Origin of the sequence: Actinomadura sp. CNU-125 (assembly GCF_001942465.1) — a bacterium.
GTDB lineage: Bacteria > Actinomycetota > Actinomycetes > Streptosporangiales > Streptosporangiaceae > Spirillospora.
This window is the reverse complement of the sequence record NZ_MKJY01000597.1, coordinates 1-11,860: the sequence shown is the minus strand read 5'-3', so window position 1 is coordinate 11,860 and position 11,860 is coordinate 1. Positions and strand designations below refer to the sequence as shown.

General features: G+C 68.5%; 14 protein-coding genes and 1 pseudogene. 2 read left to right on the top strand and 13 right to left on the bottom strand.

Translation table 11 applies throughout. The features are described from left to right. The first annotated feature begins 3 nt into the window (after positions 1-3). Positions 4-729 (top strand): sulfotransferase family protein, encoded by a 726-nt coding sequence (locus BJF79_RS48975; RefSeq protein WP_262403696.1) that lies wholly within the window; start codon positions 4-6, stop codon positions 727-729. Between the two features lie 22 nt (positions 730-751). Here BJF79_RS48975 and BJF79_RS48970 read toward each other — a convergent pair whose 3' ends face one another. After that, positions 752-1,063 carry a hypothetical protein gene (locus BJF79_RS48970; RefSeq protein ID WP_075907411.1) on the bottom strand — a complete coding sequence of 104 codons (312 nt, stop codon included), beginning with the start codon at positions 1,061-1,063 and terminating at the stop codon, positions 752-754. A 635-nt stretch (positions 1,064-1,698) separates the two neighbouring features. Here BJF79_RS48970 and BJF79_RS48960 point away from each other — a divergent pair. Next, a complete protein-coding gene (locus tag BJF79_RS48960) occupies positions 1,699-1,980 on the top strand; it encodes a hypothetical protein (protein WP_143221023.1) in 282 nt (93 codons plus the stop codon). A 24-nt stretch (positions 1,981-2,004) separates the two neighbouring features. Here BJF79_RS48960 and BJF79_RS48955 read toward each other — a convergent pair whose 3' ends face one another. From BJF79_RS48955 to BJF79_RS56875, 12 genes and pseudogenes are all read right to left on the bottom strand, one after another. Next, positions 2,005-2,307, bottom strand: a complete 303-nt coding sequence (locus BJF79_RS48955; protein WP_075907408.1) for a hypothetical protein — start codon at positions 2,305-2,307, stop codon at positions 2,005-2,007. Beyond that, positions 2,301-3,242, bottom strand: a complete 942-nt coding sequence (locus tag BJF79_RS48950; protein WP_075907407.1) for a hypothetical protein — start codon at positions 3,240-3,242, stop codon at positions 2,301-2,303. Before BJF79_RS48950 ends, BJF79_RS48955 begins: the two co-directional genes overlap by 7 nt. 10 nt (positions 3,243-3,252) lie before the next feature. After that, entirely contained in the window at positions 3,253-4,059 is an 807-nt protein-coding gene (locus BJF79_RS48945) for a hypothetical protein (RefSeq protein WP_083734836.1), read from the bottom strand. Continuing rightward, positions 4,056-4,592 (bottom strand): hypothetical protein, encoded by a 537-nt coding sequence (locus BJF79_RS48940; protein WP_075907405.1) that lies wholly within the window; start codon positions 4,590-4,592, stop codon positions 4,056-4,058. The genes BJF79_RS48945 and BJF79_RS48940 overlap by 4 nt, the downstream gene beginning before the upstream one ends. 85 nt (positions 4,593-4,677) lie before the next feature. Continuing rightward, positions 4,678-6,174: a TNT domain-containing protein gene (locus BJF79_RS48935; RefSeq protein ID WP_075907404.1), complete on the bottom strand. Its 1,497-nt coding sequence runs from the start codon at positions 6,172-6,174 to the stop codon at positions 4,678-4,680. Positions 6,175-6,179: 5 nt separating this feature from the next. Next, complete coding sequence (locus tag BJF79_RS48930) at positions 6,180-7,124, bottom strand: hypothetical protein (RefSeq protein WP_075907403.1); 945 nt, start codon at positions 7,122-7,124, stop codon at positions 6,180-6,182. 72 nt (positions 7,125-7,196) lie between these two features. Beyond that, on the bottom strand, positions 7,197-7,589 hold the full coding sequence (locus tag BJF79_RS48925) for a hypothetical protein (RefSeq protein WP_083734835.1): 393 nt from the start codon (positions 7,587-7,589) through the stop codon (positions 7,197-7,199). Between the two features lie 127 nt (positions 7,590-7,716). Further along, complete coding sequence (locus BJF79_RS48920; RefSeq protein ID WP_075907401.1) at positions 7,717-9,255, bottom strand: TNT domain-containing protein; 1,539 nt, start codon at positions 9,253-9,255, stop codon at positions 7,717-7,719. Then, positions 9,252-10,232: a hypothetical protein gene (locus tag BJF79_RS48915; RefSeq protein ID WP_075907400.1), complete on the bottom strand. Its 981-nt coding sequence runs from the start codon at positions 10,230-10,232 to the stop codon at positions 9,252-9,254. Before BJF79_RS48915 ends, BJF79_RS48920 begins: the two co-directional genes overlap by 4 nt. A gap of 137 nt (positions 10,233-10,369) precedes the next feature. Then, positions 10,370-10,801 carry a hypothetical protein gene (locus tag BJF79_RS48910; RefSeq protein WP_143221022.1) on the bottom strand — a complete coding sequence of 144 codons (432 nt, stop codon included), beginning with the start codon at positions 10,799-10,801 and terminating at the stop codon, positions 10,370-10,372. A 61-nt stretch (positions 10,802-10,862) separates the two neighbouring features. Continuing rightward, on the bottom strand, positions 10,863-11,411 hold the full coding sequence (locus BJF79_RS48905) for a hypothetical protein (RefSeq protein WP_143221021.1): 549 nt from the start codon (positions 11,409-11,411) through the stop codon (positions 10,863-10,865). A gap of 44 nt (positions 11,412-11,455) precedes the next feature. Next, positions 11,456-11,860 (bottom strand): annotated as a pseudogene (locus BJF79_RS56875) (hypothetical protein); the annotation flags it as partial.

Genomic DNA, 11,860 nt, shown 5'->3' with positions numbered 1-11,860 from the left:
AGCGTGGTCGCGAGTCGTCGACTGACCCGGCCCACGTTCGTCCTTTCCTCCGTGCGGTCGGGATCGACCCTCCTGCGTGCGATCTTGAACGGGCATTCGCAGCTCCATGCCCCGCACGAGACTCACCTCGGGGACATCGCGGTCGAGTTCAAGTCCCGGCAGGTCGCACGGTCGATGGACGTGTTCGGCCACACCGGGCGCGAATTGCGATTCCTGCTCTGGGACGCGCTGTTGTCGGAGATCGTCGAACGCAGCGGGAAGCCGTACCTGGTGAACAAGTCGCCGAACGACCTGTTCATCCGTGACGAGATCGTCGAATGCTGGCCGGACGCCAGGTTCGTCTTCCTGCTGCGGCATCCGGGCGCGCTCCTGCGGTCATGGCGTGTCGCGCGCCCCTACTACGACGAGGAACAGCGAATCGACGACATCGTCCGGTACACGGACGCGCTGGAGGAGGCGCGGCGCGAACTCCCCGGTTTGACGGTGCGCTACGAGGAACTGACGCGGGAGCCCGCGGCCGTGGTCAAAGGAATCTGCGATTTCCTGGACGTGCCGTGGGAGGAGAACATGCTCGACTACGGCAGGTCGGGTACCGAGTCCTTTGAACCCGGGTTGGGCGACTGGATGGAGAAGATTCGATCCGGGGTAATCCAGCCAGCCGTCGACGTGACGCGGCAGGTTCCGGAGCAGCTCAAGCCCATTTGCGCAGCCTGGGGCTATCCGGCCTGAAGGCTCAGGGGCTCGGAGAGCGTTACTCGCCGTCGCCGAGGCAGTCGGTGCAGGACGTGAACGCGGTTGCGGTGTCCCGGGCCAGTGCGACCGCTCCCGCCCGGGCCGTCTCCTCGTCGAGCGGCGAGGACTCGCCGAGGTCCGGTGAGCCGTCGGCGTCCAGCGGGAAGGTGGAACCGCGATAGTCGACGGTGACGACCACGTTCCGAAGCCGGACGGTGGCCGTGACCGTGCCGGTGTTCCCGAGGCCGCTCTTCAGGGTTCGGTGGTGGGTGAAGGCGTGGTCGCCGAGTCCCGCCACGACGTTGGGCGCCTCGGCGTGGAGCGACCCCATGGAACTGTCGTCCGTGCCCGCCATCGATTTGGCGCCGCTCCACTCGGTGTCGTACTCGCTCGTGGCGGCGGCGATCCCGTCTCCCCGCCGTGCATCCGAGCGGAGACCCGCAGCCTGCGCGACGTGACGGTCTCGGCCCCGTCCCGCGTCACCGGCTCCGACCACTCGCACGTCGTGTACAGGGTCCCCGGTGCGGTCTTCTCGGTCGAGGGCTCGGCGGCCGTGGCGGCGTTCGGCATGTACTTCCCGAAGGCTCCATCGGTGATCGAGGTGCACAGTTCCGGGAACGACGCGTACTGTTCCTGCGCGGGGGATTCTTCGCCGGACGTCGCGATCAGGACCGTCGCTGCGGTGGCGGCGAGGACGGCGGCCAGTCCGCCGGACAGCCACCAGAGGCGCCTTCGTGGGGCGCTCGGACGTTCCGTGACGTCGGGCACCGCTTCCGGGGCGACGGGCTCCTGTGGAGCGTCGGCCGAACGTTCGGAACCGTCCAGTTCCTGATCCGGGGCCACGAATTGCGGACGAGAATCCTCGGACAACCAACGCCCCCAACCGCCTGTGCCGTTCTGTGCAACGCCGAAAGATTAACACCGCGTCGGCCGAGGCCGTCGCGGCCGTCTGAGAGAGTGTCGTTCGTGGAGATTTTCGTGGTCGTCGTCGGTGCCGCGCTCGTCCTTCTCGCGGTCGTGGCGCTGGGAATCTGCGTGCGCCGTTCCCGAGGTGGAGACGCGTGGGACGGCATGCAGTTCGCCGCCGTGGGCAATGCCGGGATCGGTGTTTTCCTCCTGGCCTACGGATTGCCTTGGAACGGCACGCTGGCGACGATCGTCACCACGGTCGCCGCGGTCATCGGTTTCACCGGCGGGATGATCTTGAGCGTCTATTTCGTTCGGTCGAGGAGAAATGCCGTCAAGTGATCCGCCGGCCTTTCTGCCGCGGGGTTACCTGAACGAGGGCGGGGGGACGAGCAGGCGGTGCAGGCGGAGCGTCTGCTTGCCGCGCTCGCGCTCGTCCGGGCCGAGCGGAGGGAGCCGGAAACCGTTGTCGCGGATGTGCCGGAGCAGGTCGGGCTCGGGCGCGATGCCGTGGTGTTCGAGGTGGTACGCGGTGCCGCCGCGCCAAACCCACGTGCCGTCGGTGACGTAGTCGTCGGGGACCTGCGCGGGCCGGGCGGGGTCGAAGCCGTCCTTGAAGAACTGGCCGCTGTCGTAGACGGCCTGGCCCCCGCGCAGGTAGTTCAGCACCGCGTCGCGCTCCTGCGGGTCCAGGGCGGGGCGGGCGGCGAGCTCGGGGTCGCCGGGGATCGGGTTCTCGGCGAGGCGGAGCGACTGCCCGTAGACGGACGCGTAGCGCCGAAGCTCGTCGAGGCTCGCGGATTCCTGCGCGCGCGCGTCCGGACGGACGTGTCCGGCGGTGGGGTCCGCGGGGAACGCGCGGCAGCGTTCGAGGGCGTCGAGCGCCGGGACGCCTTCGGCGTGCAGGTCGCGGAGGCGCAGGACCCAGGGGCTCGCGGCCGCGCGCCGACGGCGGCGGCGTCGTCACGGGGGAGGAACCGGGCGGCGTCGTCCTGGACGGCGGCCCACAGGTAGCCGAGGACGAGCCCGTCGTCGCGGACGACCGGCAGGTGCCGGACCGGCCCGTCCGTGGTGAGGCCGTAGGTGGCGGGCACCTGGAGGCTCAGCGGCCCCCAGCCCTTCGAGCGGTCCAGGGGCGTGCCGTCGGGGAGTTCCCCGTAGAGGATCGAATCGCCGGGGGACGGCTGGTAGTCGGGGTCCTGGATCTTGCGAAGTTCGTCGTAGTTCGCGGCGGTCCGCTCGGTCGCGTCCGCGGGGATGCCGCCGCCGACCGGGTCGTCGGGCCGTCCGACCCACTGCCGGACCGCGTCGCGGGAGGGCAGTTTCTTCCAGCTCGCCTCCTGGAGGCGCTGCGACCAGAACACCGAGAGCTCGACGGCGCCCTCGAACGACTCCCCTCGACGCAGGAAGCCCGCGGAACGGTCGTCCGTCCCGGCCCACAGGTAACCGACGTGGTCGCCGTTCAGCATCACGTGGAAGTAGACGAGCGGATCGCGGGTCACCGGACGGTACGGGCCGCTCTCGTACGGATCGCGGAACGGGGCCGGTGCGGGGCCGCCCGGGAAAGGGCCGCCCTGGCCGCCGGGGGGAGGAACGTTGCTCATCAAAACCTCCTCAGGATCCGGTGATCGTGGAGACGGCGGCGGAACGGGCGTTCTCCGGCACCTCGGGCACCTGGAAGCCGCTCGCGCGGATGTGGTCGGCCAGGGCGGGCTCCGGCGGGACGCCGTGCGCGCGCAGGTAGTAGCCGACGGCGCCGGGCCAGATCCACGTGCCGTCGGTGTGGTACGTCAGCGGGACGTCCTTCGCCCGGCCGGGGTCGAGGAGATCGTTGTCGAAGCCGCGGGCGGCGAGCACGATGGGGGCCCTGGTCAGGTAGTTCAGCATCGCGTCCCGTTCACCGGCCGGCACCTCGGGACGCCGCACCTGGGGACGTCCGTCCGGTGCGGTGCCGTCGAACGGCTTCGCGATGGGCATCTCCCGCGCGGGGCGTTCGCCCAGCCACTCGGGAGTGTGCTCGGGGGCGCGGGGGAAACGCGCCAGTTCGTCCTGGAACGCCCGGGGCGGCGGGGGCGTCAGCCAGCGCGGCTCGTCCTCGCGGTCGTAGCGGACCTCGTAGGTGAACGGGAACGTGAGCTTGAACCTCGCCGCGAACCACGTGCCGAGCCCGGGGGCGTACATGCCCGCCCGCAGCTCCTCGAAGAGCGCGCCCAGTTCGTCCGGGAAGTCGTCGAAGGGGGAGGGGAGACCGGGGCCGGTGACCCGGCGGAGCTGCCCGACGGTTTCGCTGTGCGAACCGAGGGAACGGTGCACGACCTGGCATTCTCCCCAGCCGGGCGGCAGCGTGTGCGTCAGCAGCAGGGTGATCTTCTGGAGCAGTTCGTTCTGCTCCACCGGGTTCAGCGACCCGTTCTCGCTCACGACCAACCTCTTTCCGTACGTCCGAGGGGGAAACTGCGCTGCTCAGCCGTTGCCCGGGGCCGCCGCCGGCGCCTGGAGCCGTCGCGGAGCCAGCCGGGAACGTGTTCGGCGGTGCGGGGGAAGACCGCCAGGTCCTGAGCCCACGCCTCGGCGGGGACGGGCGGGTCCCACAGCGGGTCGAAGTCGCCGTTGAAGCTGATCCAGTAGGCGCTCGGAGGGTCCATCATGAACCGCATGCCGAACCAGGTGCCCTCGTCCGGTCGGTACATCATGGAACGCAGTTCCCCGGCGATCAGGGTGCAGTCGCGGGGCGGGTCGACCATCGGGGTGGAGCCGTCCTTCAGCAGGACGGTCAGCCGCAGGTCGCAGACACCGGCCAGCATGAGGATCTTCAGATCGATCCGCCGCCAGCCCTCGGGCGTGACCTGCAGCAAAACCCGGCCCAGCCGCTGCACGAGCTCCTCGTGACGCTGCTGGTCGTACGGCTGCGGCTGCTGCCGCGGCACCGGAACCTCGGCGGGGGGCTCGCTCATCGCGTCGCTGCTCCTTTCCTGGACGGGCAAGTCTAATGCCCGTACGTGTCACGCCGTGCCGACGTGCCAGGCGCGTCTTTCGGTTTCACGTTCCGGTTTCGGTTTCGGTGATCGGCTCGCCGCCGGGTTCGGCGATCCGCACGAGATGACCGGAGCGGACCAGGTCGTCGATGGAATGGACGAGGTAGAAGCCGCGGCCCTCGCCGTCCGGCACGGGCTCCGGCCGTCCGGTCGGGAAGATCGGGGCGTCGGCGAACAGACCCGGATATGCCTCGATCTCTTTCACGACACGATAGACGCGGTAGGCGTAGGCGTCCGGAGTGCCGTAGAGGCCGCGTTGGGGGAAGGGGGTTCCGATGGCGAACAGGAATGGCCGTTCGGTGCCGCCGTGGGCGTCCAACTCCATGCCGACGGGAAGGATCTCGCGGGCGGGCTCCTCGGGCTCCGGTGCCGCGACTTGTGCCTTGGGCAGTGTCTCGTCGAGGTAGTGCGCGAAGACCTCGTGGGTGCTGAGGAACTCGCCCTTTTCCGGGGGCGGACCTGCGGGGAGGACGAAGTAGCCGCCGGGGCGACCGTGCATCTTCTGCAGATCGACATAGCGGCGACGGTCGGCATCGGCGCCCGTCGGACGCACTTCTCCGCGCGCCCACTTGGTCAGCTGACCGCCCTTCGACGAGAGCGCCCACGCGTCGATGTCGCCCCGCCGCTCGGTCGTCCGCGCCACGATGCCCGCCGCCCGCAGGACGGCGGCGTCGACGGCCGCGCCCGCGTCGGCGATCACCTCGGCCGCCGCGTGCCGCACCGCGTCCCGGGGGTCGGCGAACGCCCGCAGGTGCACGCACCGTCCGTCCTGGTACCGGGTCGCGATCCAGGCGGGCGGATGGTGCAGTACCGACCAGCACCCTTCGACCAGGCGGCCCACCTGGAACCGGTCCTCGTGGCCGGGCGCGAGGGCCGTCAGGGTCGCGCGTGTGCGGTCGAACAAGGCGTCCAGGCCCGGGGGCAGCGCGGCCGCCAGGCGCGTCTCGTCCTGCGGGGCGTGCGCCACCTCGACCGGGTCGAACCCCTCGGCGGTGGCGTTCACCTCGGCGAGCCGCGCCGCCCACCCGGGAACGTGCCGCAGCGGGCGGGGGAACAGCCGCAGCTCCTCCGCGAAGGCCGACGCCGGGACGCCCTGCATCCACTTCCCGTCTTCGAACTGTGGGTATTCGTCGAAATACTTATAGGTGACGCCCCACAGAAACTCTTCGGGGTTATTTGTGCGGGAGCAGTGAACGTCGAGATGGATGTAAATCCAGGTTCCCCTGCCCTCCTCGAACATCCCGGTGCGGAGTTGTCGAAGGAGGGGATAGATCCCGGATTCCGGAAGCAGTTTCTCCGCAGACAGGAAAGCGCCCGCCGTAGTCGATGCGTCCTTCTTCAGAAAACGGCGATTGGCGAGAGTGCCACGCAGCAGCGCCCGCTCGAAGGACGTGCCGATGGCCCCGTATACGAGCGAGACCTTCTCCCAGGCGCCCGGCGTGAGGTGGACGAGCAGCGTCGCGATGTCCTGCAGGTACCGGTCTTCTTCGCTTCGCTCCATCGGACTCACCGCGCCTCCTCGAACGTGATCCGGACCCGGCCGGACGGTGCCGGAGTTCGAGCGAGATGCCCTGCGCGCAGTAGCGCGGAAATCGAATCGACCAGGTAATAACCGCGCCCCTTATCGGTGGGCGGGGACGACCCTGGCCCGATGCCCGACTCGGGAAAGGTCGCGTGCGCCGTAGGGAAGCCGGGGTAGACCTGGAGCGGATGCTGCACGCGGTACACATCCGGAACGGGGTCGCGGTACCCGCCGCGGACCAGGCCCTGCCAGGAGAACGGAGTGCCGGGCTCGAAGAGGAACACCTGGTCCAGGTCCCCGGAGCCGTGCAGCTCGGTGCCTTCCGGCAGGATCACGCTCGCGCTCGTCCCGTCCGGTGGTTCAGGCGGGAGCATCGCAGCGGCCGCCAACGCGAAGACCTCGCGTACCGTGATGAATCCCCCGGACTGGTGCTCGGGCCGCGGGCGTGGGACGCACACGAAGTAGCCGATGGGGTGCCCGTCCAGTTCGTCGAGGACGATGCCGGGGCCGTCCGGCGAGCGGTTCGGGTCGTCCGCCATCGCCCGTCCCGCATCGGTGAGCCGCCAGAGCTGCCAGGGTTCCTCGCGGAGGGGCACCTCGGCGAGGAGTCCGGCGATCTCCAGCAGGTCGCTGTTGAGCCGAACGTCGGCGTCGACCATGACGCCCGCCATCGCGTCCGCGACCGCCTCCCGCGCCGAGCCGAACCGCACCGGTTCGCCGACCCCGGGAGCCGACAGCCAGCCGGACCCGTCCCGCAGGACCGACCAGCACCCGTCCGCTCTACGCCCGGCCAAGAGCCGCCCGGCACGTCCCTGCACGATCTCGCGAAGCCGCAGCCGCGCCCACGCGAGCAGCAACGGACTCTCGGGCGCCAGGTCGGCCACCAGATCCCGCTCGGCGCTGACCGTCGTCTCCTCTCCGCCAGGCAACTGTCACTCCTCGGGTCCGCGAACACGTCCGCCCCAGGATGCCGCAACCGCGAACCGCACGGAGGCTCCCACCTATGGAGACGGGCGGGTGGGCGTCTCGGCACCCGGCTGCCGGAAACAGTCGCGGAGCCATCCGGGGATGTGCTCGTCGCCCCGTGGGAAGACAGCCAGATCCTGTGCCCAATCTTCGCCGGACAGCGGCGGATTCCACAGCGGGTTGTACTTGCGGTTGTAATTGACCCAGAACGTGTCAGGCGGGTCCATCATGAACCGCATGCCGAACCAGGTTCCTTCCTCCGGCCGGTACATCGATGACCTGAGCTCGGCGCAGAATTCAACGATGTCGGGAGTCAGTTCCCTCAGCGGAAAGCCCCCGCTCTTCCGCAGTATGGTCAGGTCGAGGGCACACGCCCCGACGGTCATGCGGACCTTGAGGTCGATGCGCCGCCAGTCGTCCGGCGCCAACGCGATCAGCGCTCTCTCAACTGCTCGGTGACCAGACCATACGACTCCGGGTCGTAAGGGCGTGGCTCATGGACGGGCGGGACGACGAACGTCGGCGTGGTCATCAGGACGGATACCTCGTGTCGCGTCAGTCGTGATCTCTGGCGGTGACGGGCTCGCCGCCGGGTGCGGCGATCTCGACCAGCTCTCCCGAGTCGAGCAGGTCGGAGATCGGACGGCCGAGGTGGAAACCGTGAGAGCCGGGGGTGCTCTCGGAGGGTTCCCCCTCGCCGGTCGGGAAGATCGGGGTAGCGGTGAAAAGGCCGGGCGAGACCGCGAAGGGGCGTTGCACCCGGTAGACGCGGTAAGCGTATTCGCTCGAAACGCCGGGTAGGCCGCGCCTGGAGAATGGAGTGCCGATCGTGAAGAGGAACTCCTGCGCCGTGTCGCCGTAGGAGTCCAACTCCATGCCAACGGGAAGTGTTTCGCGGGGGAAGGCAGACCTCTCGGCTACGTTCTCCGGTGGCGGTTTGGCCTTGGGTAGCCGTTGCCCGGCGCACCACTCGAACACCTGCCGTGTGCTCACGAACTCGCCCTGGACGGGCGGCGACCCGGGGCGGCACACGAAATACCCGCCGGGCCGATTGTGGAGCCCTGACATGGAGATGTACCGGTGCTGCCGAGCCTCGCCGCTGCTCGGCCGTTCGGTACTGAGAGACCGCTGCGCCTGCCGGTAGCCGCTGCGCGGATGAGGGGTGAGCATCCAGGCGCAGACGTTCTTACGCGGAACTTCTTCGAGAAAGATGAGGTCGGCCGAAGCCAGGACCGAAGAGTTGACCTCGACGTCGCCCTCGGCCAGGACGGCGCCGAGCGCGGCCGCGACGGCGGCCCTCGCATCGGCGAACGCGCGGACTTCCGTCGCCCCGTCCTCCCTGTGTACCTCGAGCCAGGACGGTGCCGCGTGGATCACCGACCGGCACCCTTCACCCGTCCGGCCTACTAGGAACCGCTCGGCGCCCCCGTTCGGCAGCAGGTCTCGCAGCATCTCGCGGGCCGCGAAGAAGAGGCCGTCGAGGCCGTACGGCAGCATTGCGACCAGTTCACGTTCGTCCTGCGGCGAGCGTTCCAGCGCGTCGATGTCGAATTCGAGCGCCGCGACGTGCAGCGCCGCGAGCCGGCCGAGCCACTCTGGGACGTAGCGCGCGTCGCGAGGGAACGTTCGCAGTTCCTCGTAGGCGTCGGCGGGAGTGGTGACTTCCTCCCACGAATCGCCCTCCTGCCAATCCATCTCACCGGGATAGCGGAAGGAGACGCGCCACCGCGGAAGGTCCCCGCCGGACGGTGCGGCGCCCGCGGCCCCGCAACGCACGTCAAAGCTCATTCGCGTCCACGTTCCACGCCGCTCGTCGTACATGCGGGCGCGCAGGTCGCGTAGGAGGTCGTACACGCCGGACAGCGGGACGAGTTCCTCGGCGACATTCATGTCGCTGGGCGTGGCCTCGTTGTGCATGCCCAGCCGTTCTTCATCTGCCAGCCCACCCCCGATCGAAACCTGCTCGCACGTTCCGACGGCCTGATAGGTGAAGCGCGCGAGTTCCCAGCAACCGGGCATGATGTGAACGAGCAGCGACGCGATCTCGTTGAGGAGTTCTTCCTCGGCGGTCTGCAAAGCGTTGCCTCCGGTCATCGAAGCGCCGTGCCGTTCTTCAGCAGCCGACCGCCCTCCCAAGGGGACACTTCGAAGAGGTCGCCCGTGCCGAGGAGGCTCGCGATCGAGTTCGGCAGGAGGTAACCCCGGCCTCCGGTCGATGGCTCGCGCATCCGCTCCGTCCCCGACATCGGAACAGTCGTCGCGTTGACCGGAAACCCGGGATACGTCCGCAAGGGATGCCGAAGGACGTACAGGTGGCGTGCATACTGTTCCACGTTGCCCGCCAGCCTCATGCGCTCGAACGGTGTATCGAGCGTGAACAGATACCGCTCGTCCGTGCTCCCGTACCCCTTCAACATCTTCCCCTTCGGAAGTTCCTCGCCGGTGCTTACACCGAAGTCATCGGGAAGATGGTGCAGGGCCAGGGCAGTAAGAACGTCATGGAGTTTCAGGGACGGTCCGCCACCCGCCGCCGAGTCTGCTGGAAGCACCACGTAACTCACGATGCGACCCAGTGCGCGGTTCAAGGAGAGGGCGCCGTCGCCGTAACGGGCGTGTCCGTCGCGCTGCGACACAGACGCCATGGCCGCTCCCTGCTCGGTCAGTGTCCATCGGCGGAAGCCGAGATCGTCCGGTTCGTGCCGAAGGAGACCGAGATCTTGCAGCAGGTGACTCGTGACCGCAACGCCTTCGTCCGCCATCAGGCCCGCCGCCGCGTAAGCGAGGGCGTCCTGGGCGGATTCGGAAGAAACGACGTGAACCGGAGCCGCAGGCGACACATCATCGGCGCACCGAACGGCCAGCCAAGCCGCGTCCCGGCACAGCACCGACCAGCAGCCTGCGTCCAACCGCCCGATCAGGAAGCGAGACACCCGTTCCCCGACGACGTCCCGCAGCAGCCGACGGCCCCAGACGAACATCCAGGCGCTCTCGGGATAGAGCAAGCCCGCGAGGTCATGCTCGTCCTGCGGAACCGGCGGAAGAGTCTCAGCGCCGACGATGGCGGCAACCATGGTGAATCTCCATTGGACGGTTCGGGAGCGAACTCAGGAGCGAGCCCTTACGTAAGCCGGAACGTAGGCTACCGAAGTCGTGGTCGGGCCAGGCTGGGACGTTCTGATTGCGCAGGTGCTCAGCTGCCCGTGGGCGCTCAGTCCGGAGAGTCGCCCGGAGCATCGGGCGTGCCGGTCAGGCTCTTCTCTCGCAGCGACTTCTCGAAGAGTTCGTGCGATTCGAAGCGGAGTGTCCGTACCACTGCCGCCTCCGCGTCGCCGAGTGGCTTCCGCTGGCTTCGGGCATTCGCCTCGAGTGCTTCGATCGTTTCGTAGAGTGCGAATACGGGACCCTCGCCACGGAGATGCTCGGCGCGATATTTCTCGACGTGCTGAATGAACTCCGTGCGATCTAGTTCCTGAATGTCCGCAGTCGTTCCAAAGCGGATCTTGTAAACGAAGCGCATGTCCCGTTCGAAACTGCCGGTGGTATCGGAAAGTGCCAGACAGTCCAATCCGCCGTCGGGTGGTTCAATGAAGACTATCGGGATTTCTTCATAAAGATAGTATTCTGGATAGTTTGTGGCCACGCCCGCTCCTCGGTGGCAAGTCGGTGTTTCATATTTCCCTGCTCGTGGGCGTGACCAAGGGTCAGGCTTGTGCGATGCTTCGCAGCGCGGCGAGTGACGGTGCTTCGCTGACAGGCGTGTCGGCGGGTATCCCACCGGCGCGGACGTCTTCTGGTGTGCCGACCGCATGGTGGAGCGCTTGCAAAGGCGTCATTCCATATTCCAGCGCGGCGCGTAGCGCTCTGCGCCAGGGCACGCTCGAATTGAACCCGTCGTCGCCGGCGGCGGCTCGATGCATGTACGACGCCGCGTCGTCCGCTGTCGATGCCTCGCGCTCCGGTGCGTCCAGTCTCCCGTGCTCGCCGCCGCTGCTCTCGCCTGCCCAGCGACGCAGCGCCTGCAGCGGAGTCAGCCCTTGCGCCTTGCACGCCTTCAGACGCTCGTCCCAAAAGCGGTAGGCGTGGAGGCTTTCTTCCTCCTTTGCCAGCCGCCGCAGGCAGGATGCGGCGTTGTCGTCCACCGATGCCCACAGGTACCCGACGGTCTCCCCGTTGCGCACGATGGGGTGGTAGCGCACCGGGCCGTCCGTGCGACGGGCATAGGGGATGTTCGCCGGTTCGTGGTCGGTCACGCTCTCACCGTATTAAAGGCCTGTTCGCAGAGGCGAGGGTGCGGTCAGGCGCGTTCGTTGACGGCGGTGACGGCTTCTGCGCGGGTTTCTTCGTCGACGTCGGGGATGGCGAAGAGGCTGCCGCGGGCGTGGCCGACGAGGCCGGGTTCGGGTGGGATGTTGTGGTTGCGCAGGTAGTAGGCGGTGGCGCCGGGCCAGATCCAGGTGCCGTCGGTGTGGTAGCTGAGGGGGACGCGTTCGGGGTGGGCGGGGTCGATGATGTCGGTGTCGTGGCCGCGGGCGGCCAGGACCATGGGTGCCTGTTCGAGGTAGCGCAGGAGTGGTTCGCGGTCTTCGATCGGGACGGGCGGGCGCTGGACGATCGGGGCGCCGGAGGCGTCGAGGGAGTCGAAGAGGCGGGCGATGCGCAGGGGAGCGGGGTTGGGCTGCGGCGTGCCGGTGAGGCCCTG

Coding starts and splice junctions, on each gene's coding strand:
- BJF79_RS48920 (WP_075907401.1), bottom strand. CDS start 9,255: ATGACCGGAGGCAACGCTTTGCAGACCGCCGAGGAAGAACTCCTCAAC.
- BJF79_RS48935 (WP_075907404.1), bottom strand. CDS start 6,174: ATGGAGCGAAGCGAAGAAGACCGGTACCTGCAGGACATCGCGACGCTG.
- BJF79_RS48950 (WP_075907407.1), bottom strand. CDS start 3,242: ATGAGCAACGTTCCTCCCCCCGGCGGCCAGGGCGGCCCTTTCCCGGGC.
- BJF79_RS48970 (WP_075907411.1), bottom strand. CDS start 1,063: ATGGGGTCGCTCCACGCCGAGGCGCCCAACGTCGTGGCGGGACTCGGC.
- BJF79_RS48915 (WP_075907400.1), bottom strand. CDS start 10,232: ATGGTTGCCGCCATCGTCGGCGCTGAGACTCTTCCGCCGGTTCCGCAG.
- BJF79_RS48940 (WP_075907405.1), bottom strand. CDS start 4,592: ATGAGCGAGCCCCCCGCCGAGGTTCCGGTGCCGCGGCAGCAGCCGCAG.